The 16,841-nt window shown below is 60.7% G+C and carries 15 protein-coding genes; all 15 read right to left on the bottom strand.

The features are described 5' to 3' along the window. Window positions 1–71: 71 nt before the first annotated feature. A complete protein-coding gene (gene pyrF / locus HWX48_RS05720; RefSeq protein WP_175955470.1) occupies window positions 72–920 on the bottom strand; it encodes an orotidine-5'-phosphate decarboxylase in 849 nt (282 codons plus the stop codon). Further along, window positions 917–4,216 carry a carbamoyl-phosphate synthase large subunit gene (carB, locus tag HWX48_RS05715; RefSeq protein WP_175955468.1) on the bottom strand — a complete coding sequence of 1,100 codons (3,300 nt, stop codon included), beginning with the start codon at window positions 4,214–4,216 and terminating at the stop codon, window positions 917–919. Before carB ends, pyrF begins: the two co-directional genes overlap by 4 nt. Next, window positions 4,216–4,713: a carbamoyl-phosphate synthase domain-containing protein gene (locus HWX48_RS05710; RefSeq protein WP_175955458.1), complete on the bottom strand. Its 498-nt coding sequence runs from the start codon at window positions 4,711–4,713 to the stop codon at window positions 4,216–4,218. Before HWX48_RS05710 ends, carB begins: the two co-directional genes overlap by 1 nt. After that, window positions 4,710–6,023 (bottom strand): dihydroorotase, encoded by a 1,314-nt coding sequence (locus HWX48_RS05705; protein ID WP_175955456.1) that lies wholly within the window; start codon window positions 6,021–6,023, stop codon window positions 4,710–4,712. Before HWX48_RS05705 ends, HWX48_RS05710 begins: the two co-directional genes overlap by 4 nt. Then, a complete protein-coding gene (locus HWX48_RS05700) occupies window positions 6,016–7,008 on the bottom strand; it encodes an aspartate carbamoyltransferase catalytic subunit (protein ID WP_175955455.1) in 993 nt (330 codons plus the stop codon). The genes HWX48_RS05705 and HWX48_RS05700 overlap by 8 nt, the downstream gene beginning before the upstream one ends. 1 nt (window position 7,009) lies before the next feature. Next, window positions 7,010–7,585 (bottom strand): bifunctional pyr operon transcriptional regulator/uracil phosphoribosyltransferase PyrR, encoded by a 576-nt coding sequence (pyrR, locus tag HWX48_RS05695; RefSeq protein WP_175955453.1) that lies wholly within the window; start codon window positions 7,583–7,585, stop codon window positions 7,010–7,012. 157 nt (window positions 7,586–7,742) lie between these two features. After that, entirely contained in the window at window positions 7,743–8,924 is a 1,182-nt protein-coding gene (locus tag HWX48_RS05690) for a hypothetical protein (protein ID WP_175955451.1), read from the bottom strand. Window positions 8,925–9,092: 168 nt separating this feature from the next. After that, complete coding sequence (nusB, locus tag HWX48_RS05685; protein ID WP_254872978.1) at window positions 9,093–9,965, bottom strand: transcription antitermination factor NusB; 873 nt, start codon at window positions 9,963–9,965, stop codon at window positions 9,093–9,095. Between the two features lie 2 nt (window positions 9,966–9,967). Next, entirely contained in the window at window positions 9,968–10,531 is a 564-nt protein-coding gene (gene efp / locus HWX48_RS05680) for an elongation factor P (RefSeq protein ID WP_175955449.1), read from the bottom strand. A gap of 43 nt (window positions 10,532–10,574) precedes the next feature. Beyond that, a complete protein-coding gene (locus HWX48_RS05675) occupies window positions 10,575–11,138 on the bottom strand; it encodes a shikimate kinase (protein ID WP_175955447.1) in 564 nt (187 codons plus the stop codon). Then, window positions 11,128–12,726, bottom strand: coding sequence for a 3-dehydroquinate synthase (gene aroB, locus HWX48_RS05670; RefSeq protein ID WP_175955445.1), 1,599 nt, complete (start codon window positions 12,724–12,726; stop codon window positions 11,128–11,130). Before aroB ends, HWX48_RS05675 begins: the two co-directional genes overlap by 11 nt. Continuing rightward, entirely contained in the window at window positions 12,719–13,942 is a 1,224-nt protein-coding gene (gene aroC, locus HWX48_RS05665) for a chorismate synthase (RefSeq protein ID WP_175955444.1), read from the bottom strand. The genes aroB and aroC overlap by 8 nt, the downstream gene beginning before the upstream one ends. A gap of 51 nt (window positions 13,943–13,993) precedes the next feature. After that, window positions 13,994–14,986, bottom strand: a complete 993-nt coding sequence (locus tag HWX48_RS05660; protein ID WP_175955441.1) for an FKBP-type peptidyl-prolyl cis-trans isomerase — start codon at window positions 14,984–14,986, stop codon at window positions 13,994–13,996. 260 nt (window positions 14,987–15,246) lie between these two features. Next, the gene (gene pafA, locus HWX48_RS05655; protein WP_175955439.1) at window positions 15,247–16,635 is read right to left on the bottom strand and encodes a Pup--protein ligase; all 1,389 of its coding nucleotides are present in this window, start codon (window positions 16,633–16,635) and stop codon (window positions 15,247–15,249) included. A gap of 1 nt (window position 16,636) precedes the next feature. Further along, window positions 16,637–16,816, bottom strand: coding sequence for a ubiquitin-like protein Pup (locus HWX48_RS05650; protein ID WP_175955437.1), 180 nt, complete (start codon window positions 16,814–16,816; stop codon window positions 16,637–16,639). Between the last annotated feature and the right edge of the window lie 25 nt (window positions 16,817–16,841).

Below are 16,841 nucleotides of genomic sequence, written 5' to 3'. Positions count from 1 at the left end.
GAAGAATTATGTGACGCTAATAGGATGCCACTACGCCCCCGGTTTTGGGGAGAACCGGGAGCGTAGTTATCTCACATTTCGGCCAGTTCTTGAACAGCCTTGTCGTGAGCTTTTCGTAGTTGGGCGACGTTTGGACCCGCCACTAGAACTGCGCGAGAAGTTGAAGCAAGTACCCGATCTTCGATACCCTCGAAAACCTGTTTTACCTGTTCAACCCCTGCGCCCTGGGCTCCAATTCCGGGTGCCAGAACGATTCCGCGCATTTGTCCACAATCGATTTCCAGATCTTGAACAGCTGTTCCGACAGTGGCGCCAATGACCGCACCAACAGGCCCAACGTGATCAAATTCACACTGTGCGTTGAAGGCTCCCAACTCCCGAATGACCGCCGCAGCGACGCTCTCGCCATCAGCATTACGCGCATGCTGAATCGTCTTTCCTTGCGGATTTGATGTCAACGCGAGAACAAAAACGCCCCTCCCCTGCTCTACAGCTCGTTCAAGAGCCTGAGCTAGCGCACCCACTCCAAGATAGGGAGAGAGCGTCACAGCGTCGCCAGCAAGCGGGGACCCCCCATCCAAGAAGGCATCGGCATAGCCCTCCATCGTTGACCCAATATCACCACGCTTCGCATCGACAATGCACAGGGAGTCTGCCGCGCGACACGCAGCAACGACCTCCTCCAATACCGCAATCCCCTGGGAGCCGAAACGCTCGAAGAAGGCTGCCTGCGGCTTGAAAGCAGCCACGCGGCCGCCCAAAGCCTCCACAACTGTCAAGCTAAAGGTGCGCAACCCCTCAACCGTCGCAGGCAAGCCCCAAGCCTCCAGAAGGCCAGCATGAGGGTCAATCCCCACACACACCGGCCCATGCTCGCGCATCGCAGCATAGAGTCGATCTCCAAAAGGCGTCACGCTCATCGTGCCCCCTCCTTACGGGTCGCATCCCATTCCTGCAAGGACTTCACGCTGTACTTTCCGCGCAGACGCACCTCAATGGCCTGAACTGCAGCATGGAAGGCCTGCAGGGTCGTGATAATCGTTCGATCGTGCGACATCGCAGCCGTGCGGATCTGGTAGCCGTCATGACGGTCCTCAGAGCTCTGAGGTGTATTCACGATAATGTCAATCACACCATCATTAATCATGTCGACAACGGTGGGCTCGCCATTGGGACCCCTCCCATCGGAGCTCTTACGCACCACCTGGGCTCGAATCCCGTTCCTGTGAAGCACCGAGGCAGTCCCCTCGGTCGCCAGAATCTCAAAGCCAAGTTCCTGCAAACGGATCAACGGGAACACGATGGCGCGCTTATCGGAATCCGCAATCGACACAAAGACGGTCCCCTCCGTGGGGAAATCCGTAAATGCTGCCGATTGGGACTTGGCAAAAGCCGTGGGGAAATCGGTGTCAATCCCCATCACCTCACCCGTTGAACGCATCTCCGGCCCCAGGATCGAATCGACCACCGACCCATCCGCGTGGCGGAAACGCTTAAAGGGCAACACAGCGGCCTTGACCGCAATCGCCGAATGAGCCGGAATCGTGCGCGCATCATCGGCAGGAAGGACACCCAATTCACGCAGCGAGGCAATGCTCTCCCCCACCTGGATGAGAGCCGCAGCCTTCGCCAGGGGCACTCCCGTCGCCTTCGACGCAAAAGGCACCGTGCGGGAGGCGCGGGGGTTCGCTTCGATGACGTAGAGAGTATTCGACACCAGGGCGAACTGGATGTTGATGAGGCCCTTGACGCCCACGCCGCGGGCGATGGCCTCGGTGGACTGGGCGATGCGGGCAACCTCGCGGGCCGACAGGGTCATCGGGGGAAGCACGCTGGCAGAGTCACCCGAGTGCACGCCAGCCTCTTCAATATGCTCCATGACGGCGCCCATAAACAGTTCTTCACCGTCATAGAGGGCGTCGACATCGATCTCCACCGCAGCGTCGAGGAAACGGTCAATGAGCAGCGGGCCACGCTCAAAGAGCGTCTCAAGATCAGGGCGATCAAGGTAGCGATCCAAGCCTGTACGGTCATTAATGACCTCCATGCCGCGCCCACCCAGCACGAAGCTGGGGCGCACAAGGATCGGGTAGCCGATCGCCTCCGCGACAGCGTGGACAGCCGAAGGCGTGTAGGCCACGTCATGCGCCGGAGCAGGAAGGTTGGCTTCAGCCAAGACCTTGCCGAACTCCTCACGATCCTCCGCCAGATCAATTGCAGCAGGAGAAGTCCCCAGGATCGGCACACCGGCAGCCGCCAGATCCGCAGCCAAAGACAGCGGGGTTTGCCCACCCAACTGGACGAGCATGCCAGCGACCGGACCAGCAGCGCATTCCGCACGATAGACCTCAAGCACATCCTCAAGAGTGAGGGGCTCAAAGTACAGGCGGTCGGAAATGTCATAGTCGGTGGAGACCGTCTCAGGGTTGCAATTGACCATGACGGTCTCGTAGCGATCTCGCAATGCCATGGTGGCGTGCACGCAGGAGTAGTCAAACTCAATGCCCTGACCGATGCGGTTCGGGCCCGCACCGAGGATAATCACGGCCTCGCGTTCACGCGGCGCAACCTCGGTCTGCGCCTCGTAGGTGGAGTACAGGTAGGGCGTATTCGTCGAAAACTGACCAGCGCAGGTATCCACCGTCTTGTAGACAGGGTGGACGTCGAAAGCTGCACGGATCTCACGGACAGTCATCTCGGAAATACGGCGCATGGACGCGATCTGCTGATCAGAGAACCCATGACGCTTTGCCGTCATCAGCAGCTCACGGGTCAGTGCGGGCGCGTCGACGATCTCTCGGGCGATCTCGTCAAGAAGAACCATCTGGTCAAGGAACCACGGGTCAATCGCGGTCGACTCAAAGAGTTCCTCAACGCTGGCTCCACCGCGAATAGCCTGCTGCACCTGGACGAGGCGGAACTCCGTTGGTGTAGCGGCAGCGCGCACCAGTTCGGCGGTCTCCTCTGCGGTGGGCACAGGCCCCTCCCAGTGGAATTGCACGCCCTTCTTATCAATGGAGCGCAGTGCCTTTTGCATGGCCTCGGTGTAGTTGTGGCCAATTGCCATGGCTTCACCGACGGCCTTCATCGCCGTAGTCAAGGTCGCGTCAGCCTCGGGGAACTTTTCGAAGGTGAAGCGGGGAACCTTGGCGACAATGTAGTCAATCGTCGGTTCGAAGGATGCCGGGGTGGACCCGGTAATGTCGTTGGGAATCTCATCAAGGGTGTAGCCCAGGGCCAGACGTGCCGCCATCTTCGCGATGGGGAAACCCGTGGCCTTGGACGCCAAAGCCGATGAGCGGGACACGCGCGGGTTCATCTCGATACAGATCGCGCGGCCGTTCGTGGGATCCACAGCGAATTGGATATTACAGCCACCCGAGTTCAGACCCACCGTACGAATAATCGATTTGCCGACTTCAATGAGGTCGGTCAGTTCCTTATCCGTCAGGGTCAGGGCGGGAGCGACAGTGATGGAGTCACCCGTGTGGACGCCAACAGGGTCAACGTTTTCAATGGAACACACGCAGATGACGTTGTCTGCGGTGTCTCGCATGAGTTCAAGCTCGATTTCCTTCCACCCCAGGATGGATTCTTCGAGCAGAACCTCGGTGGTGATGGAGGCTGCCAGGCCCTGCCCGGCGATGCGTTCAAGGTCCTCAGGCGTGTAGGCGAAGCCCGATCCCAGGCCACCCATCGTGAAGGAGGGGCGCACCACCAGAGGGTAGCCCAGTTCTGCCGCTGCGGCGTGGCACTCTTCCATGGTGTGGGCGATGACCGAGCGCGCCACTTCAGCGCCACATTGTTCAACGATGGCTTTGAATTCATCGCGGTCTTCACCGGCGCGGATCGCGTCAGCATTCGCGCCGATCAGTTCAACATTGAAGCGTTCAAGGACGCCCTGCTCTGCGAGGGCCATGGCGGTATTCAATGCCGTCTGCCCGCCCAGGGTGGGCAGGAGCGCATCGGGGCGTTCCTTTTCAATAATGCTGGCGACGACGTCGGGCGTGATGGGTTCGACGTAGGTGGCGTCGGCCATTTCCGGGTCGGTCATAATCGTTGCCGGGTTCGAGTTCACGAGGATGACGCGCACGCCCTCGTTCTTGAGAACACGGCAGGCCTGGGTACCTGAGTAGTCGAATTCGCAGGCTTGGCCGATGACGATCGGTCCGGAGCCGATGACGAGGACGGAGCGGATATCGGTGCGGCGAGGCATCAGTGCTGTTCCTCCATGGCTGCGGTAAGAATCTGAGAAAGCTGGGCGCGGACCTCGTCGGTCAGCTGAGCGGCGCCCATGGGCAGGGCGTCGCCGGAGACGATGGCGCCGCGGATGCCCTTGTTGTCGCGGATGTGGAGGGTGAGGGCACGGGTGTCGATGCCGCTGATGCCGACAACGCCCTCGCGGACAAGGAGGTCGGTGAAGTCCCCGGTGGAGCGCCAATTTGACGCGCGGCGGGCGGGTTCGCGGGCGACAAGGCCAGCGAGGGTGAATCCCTGAGTGGGGGCTTCATCGTTGATCCCGACATTGCCGATGTGTGGGGCGGTCATGACGACAATGTGATCGGCGTACTCGGGTGCGGACAGCACCGCCTGGTAGCCGGTCATGCGCGTGTCGAAGGTGAGGACGCCGAGGCGAATGCCGCGCGCTCCCCAGGCGCGGCCGGTGAAGATAGGCCCGTCTTCGCAGATGAGGTAGGCAATATCGGTGCTCATGCGCGGTCCTCCTTCGCAATCGGCATGCCGCCGGCAACGGTGAGTTCCCCGCCGAAGATGGTGTACATGACCTGGCCGGTGAATTCCATCCCCGCGTAGGGGGTGTTCGTTGAGCGGGTCCATTGAGATGCGGGGTCGACGACGCGGCGGACCTTGGGGTCAACGAGGGCGAGGTGCGCGGGAGCTCCTTCGACAATGCCCTGGCCTTGGTCGGCGACGCGGCCGATGCTAGCGGGGGTGGTCGAGAGGACGCGGGCGACATCAGCCCAGGTCATGCGGCCGGTGTCGACCATGGTGGTGATGACGATGGGCAGTGCGGTTTCCAGGCCGGTCATCCCGAAGGCGCCAATATTCCACTCGACGTCCTTGGATTCGAGCGGGTGGGGCGCGTGGTCGGTGCCGACAATGTCAATGGTCCCATCGGCCAGGCCCTCACGGACCGCTTCGACGTCGGCGGCGGTGCGCAGAGGCGGGTTCACCTTGTAGAGGGGGTCGTAGGTTGCTGCGAGTTCTTCGGTGAGCAGCAGGTGGTGGGGGGTGACCTCGGCGGTGACATTGACGCCCATGCGCTTGCCCCAGCGGATGATGTCAACGGAACCCGCAGTGGACAGGTGGCAGACATGCAGGCGTGAGCCAACGTGCTTGGCGAGGAGAATATCGCGGGCGATGATGGCTTCTTCGGCCACAGCAGGCCAGCCAGCCAGCCCCAATTCACCGGAGAGCTCAGATTCATTCATCTGAGCGCCGTCGGTGAGTTCAGGGTCTTGCGCATGCTGAGCGACGACACCATCGAAGGCCTTGACGTATTCGAGGGCGCGGCGCATGAGGACCGGGTCAGAAACGCACTTGCCGTCGTCAGAGAAGACACGCACCTGCGCCTTGGAGTTGGCCATACCGCCAATGCGGGATAGGTGTTTGCCTTCCAGGCCTTCGGTGACGGCCCCCACGGGGCGGACGTCGACGAATCCGGCCTCTTTACCCTTTCGCCAGACCTGCTCGACAACGGAGGCAGTGTCGGCAACGGGGCTGGTGTTGGCCATGGCGTGCACGCAGGTGTAGCCGCCGACGGCTGCTGCGCGAGTGCCGGTGAAGATCGTTTCAGCGTCGGTCTGGCCGGGTTCACGCAGGTGGGTGTGCAGGTCAACGAGGCCGGGCAGGGCGATGAGGCCCTCGGCGTCAATGATGCGAGTGGAGTCAGTGGCGTGAGCTGCTGCGCCCTCGCCGATGGCGACGATGGTGCCGCCTGCGAGGTAGATGTCAGCGACCTCTTCGCCCAGGATATTGGCGTTGCGGATGAGAATGTCAGTCATGGGTGGAGCCTTCCGGAGCGAGGAGGAGGTAGAGGGCAGCCATGCGGACAGACACGCCGTTGGCGACCTGTTCGACGATGACTGAACGGGGAGAATCAGCTGCTTCAGCGCAGATTTCCAGGCCGCGGTTCATGGGACCGGGGTGCATGATGATGGTGTGGTCGGGCAGGCGGTTAAAGCGCTGACGATCCAGACCGTATTGGGTGTGGTACTCGCCGGGCGAAGGGAAGAAGCCGCCACCGGCGGCGCTCATGCGTTCGCGTTGGACGCGCAGCATCATCACGGCGTCGGGGCCCTGAGCGAGGGCGCGGTCGAAGTTGTAGTCGACCGTGCAGTTCCAGTTTTCGACGCCGACGGGTAGGAGTGTGGGGGGTGCGACGAGTGTGACGTCGGCGCCAAGGAGGCTGAGGAGGTCAACATTGGAGCGGGCCACGCGCGAATGCAAGATGTCACCGACGATCACAACTTTTGCGCCCTTGAGGTCGGTGCCGGGGGCGACGGGCTCCACCTGCGGGTCCGAGGCGTCGCGCTTGAAGTGGCGGCGCAGGGTCATGGCGTCCAGCAGTGCCTGAGTGGGGTGCTGGTGGGTGCCATCCCCAGCATTGAGGACCGGGAGGTTCATCCATCCGGCGTGAGCGAGGCGGTGAGCAGCACCGGAAGCGGAGTGGCGGACGATGACGGCGTCAGCGCCCATAGCCTGCAGGGTCAGTGCCGTGTCTTTGAGGGATTCGCCCTTGGACAGTGAGGAGCCCTTGGCCGAGAAGTTAATGACGTCGGCGGAGAGACGCTTGGCGGCGGCCTCGAAGGACAGGCGCGTGCGGGTGGAGTCTTCGAAGAAGAGGTTGACGACGGTACGCCCGTGGAGGGTGGGGAGCTTCTTCACACGGCGCGACTGGGTGGCGGCCATGGCCTCGGCGGTGTCGAGGATTTGGACGGCCTCACGGTATTCGAGGTCGCGGATGGTGATGAGGTGGTTGAGGCTCATGTCAGTTATTCCTTCCCAGGAGCACGCCGTCGCGCCCATCGGTTTCTTCCAGCAGGATGGTGACAGTTTCCTGGCGGGAGGTCGGCAGGTTCTTGCCCACGAAGTCGGGGCGGATGGGCAGTTCGCGGTGGCCTCGGTCAACGAGGACGGCGAGCTGGACGGCAGCGGGGCGGCCAATGCCCGAGAGGGCGTCGAGGGCGGCCTTAATGGTGCGTCCGGTGTAGAGCACGTCATCAACGAGGATGACGGTACGCCCGTCGATACCTGCGGGAGGAATCTCTGTGGGGTGCGGGGTGCGCAGCGGGTGGTCGGCCAGGTCATCGCGGTACATGGTGGTGTCGATGATGGCCAGGTCTGCGCTGAGACCCCCGACTTCTTGGATACGCTGAACGAGGCGACGGGCGAGCACGGCTCCTCGGGTGGGAATACCGGCAATCACCAGGTTTTCTGCGCCTTGATTACGTTCGATAATCTCGAACGCGATGCGCGTCAGCGAACGCGCAATGTCATCGCCAGCGAGGACTTCTTTGCCTCGATTCTGACGATGATCGTCGACAGGTGGATATGACTGACCCATGCGGGACCTCCTTCCCCGCCTCACGGGACGGGCTTTAAAGGATTCAATTTCCGTCGGAGATCTTATCACCGACTCCGCCACAGGCGACAGCGACACCTTCCACATGCTGGGCGTAGTGCCTGGAGGCGGCCGCTTAAGGCCTTAACACGCCAAAGGTCTAGCGGATCCTCGCGGCGGTGCTCGATTTCTTCCGGAGTGACAGCACAGAAAGAGTAAGGAAAGTCAGCGCGCTGAAGGTGAGGAGTGTCTTCGAATCAGAGATGTAGAGCATGAGGCCAGAGAGCGAGTAAGACAGGAAAATTGCTGAATACGAGGCAAGGCTGAAGAGTGTGAAAAGAACCGGATGCATTTCGACAGGAACAGAGTGAGCGAGGCGATTCGAGAGGAATGGAGCGATGAATGCGGCACTTGCCCCAAGGAGTGAAAAGGCGAAGAAGTACGCAGCTGGCACTTGCCCAATCACCAGGCTATACGCGATAGACGGTAGCAAAAGAACTACCGACAGATAATATTTCACTGCCACTATTCGTGGAGCTTTGACCAGCATTGCCGAGCATAGAACACTCGTGGAAACAAACAAGGCGACACCATAGCCAAAGTGAGAAGGATTGTATCCTCCGGTGGCCAATGCATGCGGAAAAACCACATTAAGTGTGCCGGCAACCATAAGCTCGAGAATAAAAATCAGTCCGAAAGCTGTCTTATTTCCGGGAATCGAGCATACTGTTCGTACCCCTAAGGTCAACGCGGCTGACTGCCATGTGGCACTCAGCGCTCCAGCATGCCGGTGACGGAAAAAGAGGAATGTCACCATATTCAGTATGGACATGAGTGCCAGAAGAGTAACCATGCCAGTTCGTGTCGTCCACTCAAGTGCAAGTCCTCCCATTATTGCAGCGAGGGCCAATGAGATATTGACTGCAATCTGCATGAGGGCGAGAGAGCTGACATATGTGTCTGCCGCAGATAAGGACCTCAGAATTACCGAGGATACGGGAATGAACAGTCCATCACTCACAGCAAATAGAACCAGGGCCGCAAAAAGAAACACCGGATTCGTCTCTGTAACTGTGAGTGAGAAAAGAAGGAGCATCGCCAGTAAGCGTCCTCCAATCCCCATAGCAGCAATGGTTAGCTGCGGTAGACGCACGCTCAGTGCTGGGACAAGGAGGAAAGCCAGGAGTCGGGCCAGAGAGATCACTGTGAGAACTGAGACAGCGATTCCGAGTGAAGACTCTGAGAGAACAATCCAGCTCAAACACACGAAGAGAAACTGGTCAGCGATTCCAACGAGCAAAGACAACAACAGCCATGAATGGACCGGATGCTCAATCTGCATGACGAATTCTTTCCCTCTGGATTCTCTGTGCACAATCCTCACCCGTAGCCGAGAGGTGAGCCTTTACCGTCGCCAGGCACGCAATCCCCGCATGGCGTGTGTCTATCCACAGGATAGTGCCATGCGGGGATCGGTGAGTTCTTCAGGGCCGGAGGCTATGAGGACTGGTCAGTATTCATCGAGGAGTTCATCAAGCTCCGCCAGGTCGGCAGCTGTAATGTCTGCCAAGGTGGGGTAACGCTTGCCCTCAGGGGCGACGCTCTCCGACTCCACTCCTGCTGTTTCCTTCGCCTCGTCCTCGTCTTCAGCCACGTCCTCGTCCTCATGTGAGGGGAGTTCCTCAAGCTCAGCGGCCTCATCCTCCGAGAGGTCCTCTTCGGATGTCACCACAGCTTCAGGAGAGGCCACGGGAACAGCATCGACCATGGGCTCAGGCTCAGCAACGCCAGCAACAAAGTCCTCGAAGGAGAGTTCCTCAGCATCATTGGCGGCAAAGCCCTCGGAAGCTGAGTCGCCCTCGTAGTCCTCGTCACCGACCTCGGCGGCGCCAGACTCAGCGTCATACACGTCATCGTCGTGCACACGCGAACGCTTCCACGCCGGAGAGTTGATCTCCTTACGGATCGCGTCAAGCACAGCATTGACGAAATTCGGCGAGGCATCCGTCGAAATCGACTTCACAATCGAGATCGCTTCATCAATGGCGATGACAGCCGGGACATCCTCCTGGTTGGCGAGCATTTCCCACACGGCAACTCGCATGACAGCAAGGTCCACAGCGGGAATACGATCCAAACCAGCGACGTCAGCGTGATCGTCAATGAGAGTGTCGATACGACGCAGCTCCTGAGCCACACCTTCAATGACACGGATGGAGTACTCAGGCAAGGGCGTCAGCGCAGCGGTGATGACCTTACGCTCACGCAGAAGGTCACGCAGGACCTCCGGATTGGAGCCCATACCACGTTGATCGGCTTCGAAGACGACATCCGCCGCACGCTTACGAGCCTTCGTGCGGGAGGTGAACTGATGTTTGGTCACGATCAGTCGGTGACGCGGCCGGAGTAGGAGCCGTCGCGGGTGTCAACCTTCACGCGGGTGCCCTCTTCCATGAAGAGAGGAACCTGGATCTCGTAACCGGTCTCAAGGGTGGCGGGCTTGGTGCCAGCGTTGGAGCGGTCACCCTGAAGGCCAGGCTCGGTGTGAGCGATGGTGAGAACAACGGTGGCGGGCAGTTCAATGAACAAGACATTGCCGTCATGCATGGAGACGATGACGTCCTGATTCTCGATCATGAAGTTACGGGCGTCGCCAACGACCTCGGCAGGAATGTTGATCTGCTCGTAGGTGGAGGTGTCCATGAAGACGTAGTCGTTGCCGTCCTGGTACAGGTAAGTGTAGTCGCGGCGGTCAACGGTAGCGGTCTCGATCTTCACGCCAGCGTTGAAGGTGCGGTCAACGATCTTGCCCGAGAGGACGTTCTTGATCTTGGTACGCACGAATGCCGGGCCCTTGCCGGGCTTGACGTGCTGGAATTCGACGACCTGCCACAGCTGGCCTTCGATCACCATCACCATGCCATTCTTCAGATCATTCGTAGTCGCCACAGTTCTGCCTTCTGTTAGAGGAAAATACGGAACGGCCGCAATTCTACAACGAATCGCACAGTTCCTGGCTAATGAGTTGAGTGCTACGCCCAACAGTGTCCACACTCACCTGCGCAACCTCAGCATGGATCCGACGCATCCGCTCCATCAGTCGGGCAAGGATCGCCCGCGGCGCCCCCAGAGCTACAGCCCGCGGAGCATTCAATCCCGTCCGTCGCGCAATCTCACTCATCGACGCATGCAGCTCAACGACGAGGTGCCCGCTCTCCCCGGCCGCGCGTAAAGCCTCAACGACGCTGGGCATCACAGAGGCACTGGGACTCAAGGCGATCACCACTCCCCCACCCGCTGCAAGATGCTCTGCTGACAGGAGATCTAAGGCAAGACGCTCCTGCGTTGAGGCAAGCTCAGGGTGGTCGTCGATCACCAGCGTCTCCATCGACGCCCCCAGGGCCTCCTCAACTCGTTCATCCAGGTCAATGAAGCTCCGAAGAAGCCGAGAGGCAATGTCTGTACCGACACTGGTCTTTCCCGTCGCACTCGCCCCAATAAGAATGATCGAAGAAGCAGCCTTCGGGGCGGGGATCTGAGAGTCCTCAGTCAACACGAATGCCCACCTTCTGCGCCGGTTCACGTAGCTGCTCAGGAGTGATCTCAACAGTGCGCGGGTTCTGCAGCCCATCCAGGAGCACGAAACGTAAGGTCCCCGAACGAACCTTCTTATCCGACATCATGACCCCCAGCAGGGCCTCCAAGGAGGCACCACTGTAGCTCGTCGGCAACCCTGCGGATTCGAAGAGCTCACGATGGGCCCTGACCTCAGCCTCCGTCAGCATCCCCAGGGACAAGGCCAGCTCCGCAGCAAAAACGCAGCCGACAGCCACGGCCTCGCCGTGACGCCACTGGTAGTTCTCGCAGCGCTCAATCGCGTGAGCCAGGGTGTGCCCGTAGTTAAGGATCTCCCGCAAACCCGACTCCTTAAGATCCGCGCTCACCACCTCGGCCTTGACCTGCACGGAGCGGGCAATCAGATCACGCAACTGCCAGGAGCTGACATCCAATGCAGCCTGCGGGTCCTCACGCATCAGGTCAAGGATCTGCGGATCACGAATGAAACCGCACTTGATGATCTCGCCAAAACCCGCGCGCACGTCCTCGGCAGGCAGGGACGCAAGAACCCGCAGGTCCTCAATGACCGCGCGGGGCGGATGGAAGGCGCCAGCGAGATTCTTCCCAGCCAGGGTGTTAATCCCGGTCTTGCCCCCAACCGCAGCATCAACCATGCCAAGGACCGTCGTGGGGACTTGAATGACGTCAATACCGCGCAGCCAGGTCGCCGCAATGAAGCCGGCAAGATCAGTGGTCGCTCCCCCGCCAACGCCGATAATCGCATCCTGGCGTGAGAGTCGCGCCTGCGCGGCCGCATCCCACCCAGCGGCAAGCACCTCGACAGTCTTGGCGGCCTCACCATCAGGGTGAGTCATCGTCGCACACGCGTATCCTGCGGCCTCGCAATCATTCACAAGCTCGGCAACATAGGACGAGAGGCCATCGGGGTGAACGATGAGAAGACGCTGAGTCGCCGAGGAGAGTGACTGGCAGACCAGCGGGCCTGGTCGGCGCGCTCCAATCAGTACCTGGTAAGGGGACTCTCCCCCAACATCAATGGTGGACAGCGGAGCAAGCAGGTCGCACACCTGGGCAATCACGCCCTCCACCGGAGAATCATCCGAGGCGATACGGTGGGTGTGCACCTCATCAAAGAGCGCGCCGCGCGCCTCGAGAAGCGAGGCCAGAGCCTGGGCGGGATTGTTACGTAACAACGGACGATGTGCCTTCCCCGCTGTTCGACGCACCAGTTCCTCCAGAGCGACATCAATGTGAATCACCGTGTGCCCGCGCAGCAATTCACGCACCTCAGGGGTAGTGACCGCTCCCCCACCCAGGGAGATCACGCCCGTCGACGCCAAAGCGGCGGCAACGGCTTCGGCCTCGTAGCGCCGGAACGCAGCCTCGCCCTCCGTGCTGAAAATGTCGGCGATCGCCATGCCGCGACGCTCCTCAACAAGAGCGTCCGTGTCGATGTGTTCACAGCCCAACTCAGCCGCCACACCACGACCAACCTTGGACTTCCCACTGCCCGGCATACCAATCAACACCACAGGCAAGCAGGCGGTACGGGGAATCTCAGTCATCCCAGGTAATCCTCTCGTGGATGCGCGCCTGATAAGCCTCCAAGTTGCGCCTTGCCTCCGCAACGGAGTTTCCACCGGCATGAGTGCTCAGCAAATCAGCGAGCACCAAAGCCACCTCCGCCTGAGCAATCAAAGCACCAGGGACCACCTGGCAGGTGTCGGAACGCTGATGAAGAGCCTTCGCTTCCTCACCGGTGCGCATGTCAATCGAACGCAGGGCGCGCGGCACGGTCGAAATCGGCTTAAAAGCGGCGCGAGCAACGATGGGCTGCCCATTGGACATGCCGCCCTCAATGCCACCAGCATGGTTAGAAACCCGCGTCAGCTCGCCCTTCTCATCGCGAATAATCTCATCTTGCGCGCGCGAGCCCGGCAGCGCGGCCTGAGCGAAACCATCACCAATCTCCACACCCTTGACGGACTGGATCGACATGAGAGCCCCGGCAATGCGCGTATCGAGGCGACGGTCGGCCTGCACGTGAGTGCCCAAGCCAATCGGCACGCCCCACGCGACTACCTCAACGACACCGCCCACAGTATCGCCCTCAGATTTTGCCTGATCAATACGGGCAACGAAGCGAGCTTCAGCTTCCGTATCACAGGTCCGAACAGGGGACTCATTCAGGGCTGACTCGTCCTCCGGACGAGGCAGCACGCCGCCCTCCGAACGTTCTTCGGCGACGGCCACCACATGGCTGACCAGGCGAATCCCCGCGATCTGCTCGCACATTGCTTCCGCAATGGCACCCAATGCCACGCGGGCAGCGGTCTCTCGGGCACTCGCGCGCTCCAGGATCGGGCGCGCATCAGGCAGATCGTAGGACAGCATGCCGGCCATATCCGCATGCCCCGGGCGGGGACGCGACAGGGGCTTATTGCGGGCAACCTCACGCTCATCCCCCGTCCCAGCATCAATGAGCAGGTCAGCGGGATCTACGGGGTCTGCAGACATGACAGTACGCCACTTGGGCCATTCAGAGTTCGCAATATGGATGACGATGGGCGCACCCGTCGTCACGCCGTGGCGAACCCCACCCATGAGGGTCACCTCGTCCTGTTCCCACTTTTGGCGTGCGCCGCGCCCGTAGCCCAGTCGACGGCGCGCCAGAGCATCACGGATCGTTTGGGTCGTGATAGAAACCCCGGCGGGGACGCCTTCGATGGTGGCGACCAGGGCCGGACCGTGGGATTCACCTGCAGTAAGCCAACGCAACATTCCTCTAGTTTCCCACATGCGCCCAGGGTGCCTGCCCACGAATGAGACAACTCAGCGCGGAGCGGAGGTCACACCCCCACTTTGAGCGCTCCCTGAATCGCCCGACGATTGAGGGCTCTGCGCATCCACTGAAGCCGGTTCAGTTCCGAGAATGTCGATGACGACGGCCAGAGTGTCATCGCCCGTTGCAAGATCTGGCGGGACAGTAACGGCAATCCGCGATCCGACGCGTTGATCGACGAGAGCCTGACTGACACCAGGCATGACCTTTGCCAGATTAATGAGCTCAGGAACGCCTGTTGACCAGGTGCTTTGCCGTTGAATACCGTCACTCCAGCCCATGACAATGTACTGTGCGACGACATTGTCATCCTTATTGACCTGCGCGCCTTCGCCCTTGAGGAGCAGCTGCGTTGTCAGACCCAAGGGCTCAGTGGAACCGTGAGTAATTACCGGCCCTTCATCGCCCATCTCTACGTGCAGGGGGTTCCCATTGGCGCCCTCCTGGACGACACCGGTTGCGATAGCAGGCAGGATGTCAACAACGTCAATTTCTACCGCTGACGAGGCTCCCGGCGCGGTTGCGTTCGGGTTCAGTGAGCGGACGACAACGATTCTGCTGCCCTCAGCGAGGCCCACCACCGAGGACAGTAGGTCTTCCCCAAGGGTCGCGGCATCAGCGTGGCCCACGAGGAGACGCGCCCTCCCAGAGGGGTTGAGGACAGAACCACTATGTCCATCAAAGGCGGTGATCGAGACGAGAACAGGGGTATTTTCTGCGATGAAGCGCCCTTCGCCCTGCTTGTAGATCCGACGCTTGGATCCCTTGATGTCGATGGGGGCAGCAAGGTCAAGCACGGGAGTTGCGCCCACACGTCCGGAGACTTTGATGAGATCAAAGAGGGATGCCGTCGATTGGGCGCTCTGCGCCGGAGTGTTGCTTCCTGATTGGACACCCGACTCGCTGCTTGTCACCTGCGGGGCAGTTGAGCGCATTCCCCAGACAAGCAGGGCAATCAGCACAAGGCAAAGCACGAGGGCCACCGCTCCGAGGAGACGGGGGGAGACTGGCAGGTCAATGGCACGTGTGGGCGCCTCAGTTCGAGTCTGCCTGTCCTGCCTTGCCTCTCCTGCCTGCCTGCCTTGCCCGTCCTGCCCGCTTTGTCCCGCCTGGCGGTGTCCCGCCCCTGGAAGGCGCGAGGAGGGGACCCTGCGGTGCAATTCAACGCGGGACGGAAGATTGGGCATCTCAGTGCGTGTGCCCTCTGTCGGCTGGCCCATGTGCTCGGGATCTGGAGTCATGGTCATGCAGGAAGGATAGGAGTCTGAGCGTAGATCCTCTCAATAAGAGCATCCACGCGCGGGTCGTCATTACTCAAAGGATCCTGCAGGGCGATGGGGATCACGCTGGCATCATCAAGGCGCAGATGCATCCAGTCGGCTGCGAGGTCGGCGCGCGCGTCCTGAGCGGCACCGATCGCCCGGCCGCGCAGGTGAGCGCGGGTCGTCGTCGGCGGGATCGCCATGGCGGCGCGCACCTGTTCGGGAGTGGTCAGGCGCTTCATCATGCCACTCTTTTCCATCTTCTCTGCCATGCCCCCGGCGGTAATCTCGTGGTACATGAGCATGAGGCGAGCGACGCGCGGATCATTCAGGGGTGCCCCGGTGCGAGCACAGTAGGAGTCCAGGAGTTTTTTCTTAATGGCGACATCAAGCTCCGTATCGATGCCGCTCCACTCTCCGCTTTCTACGGCGCGCAGGCCGCGGTTCCACAGGTCAAGGACGTAGCGGTGCATCTGCCCCAACTCGACGCCCTCCAGGCGGGCAATAACGCGCTGGCGGATCTGGTCCTGGATTTGCACGGCGGTCATCATGCGGCCGTCAGCGAGTTCAACGGTGACACGTCCACTGAGGTCGGTGTTGATCTCGCGGATGGCGCGCATGGGGTCAGCCAGAGCGAGATCTTGGATACGCAGTCCGTCCTCAACTGCGGTCAGCAGCAGCTCTGTGGCCCCCACTTTAAGTGCGGTGGTGGGTTCAGCAATGTTTGTGTCGCCCACGATGACGTGCATGCGTCGATATGCCCCCGAGTCCGCCAGGGGTTCGTCGCGAGTGTTGATAATCGGTCGGGAGCGAGTGGTCGCCGAAGAAACCGCGTCCCACATCTGGTCAGCGCGCTGCGAGAAGCAGTAAGCGGGCGTAGGAGAGTCGGTACGGATATGCCCCGACCCCACAAGAATCTGGCGGGTAATGAAGAAAGCGACGAGTGCGTCGGCGACCTCGCGGAAGTCACGCCTGCGGTGCAGGAGGTAGTTCTCATGGCAGCCGTAGGAGTTGCCCTGGGAGTCGAGGTTATTGGCAATGAGATGCAGTGTTGCCTCCACCCCATCCTCACGCATGAGAGGTTCGGCTTCAACCGCCAGATCTGCGAGCATCTGTCCGCCTGCACGCACTTGCGCAAGAAGGTCTTCGAGTCGGTCACATTCGGCAGTGGCATATTCGGGGTGGGAGCCCACATCAAGGTAGAGGCGTCCGCCGTTGCGGGTGAAGAGGTTGGAGGTGCGGCCTGCGTTGAGCAGGGGCGAAAAAAGATAGCGAGCCGCTGCTTCGGCATCAATGGGGGGCGGTCCTCCCGTAGTGGAGGCCGCTGTCAATCCATATTCTGTTTCGATGCCGACGACTCGCCGCCTCATCTCATTGACCGCCCTTCTGCACGAAGCCTTGAACGAAGGCCTCCGCATTGGTTTCGAGGACGGTGTCAATCTCGTCGAGGAGGTCGTCAATGGAGGTCGCTTGGGTCTGGATGTGTCCGGCGGTGAATTCGTCGTCGTGATCGGAGTCGGCGGGGCCGCCGTAGAGCTGTTCTTGAGCCACAGGTGTTCCTTTACATCAATAGTGA

It is taken from the genome of Schaalia sp. Marseille-Q2122 (assembly GCF_903645355.1).
Taxonomy (GTDB): Bacteria; Actinomycetota; Actinomycetes; order Actinomycetales; family Actinomycetaceae; genus Pauljensenia.
Note: the sequence above shows the minus strand (reverse complement) of the source record. Positions and strands in the feature narration are given on the sequence as shown.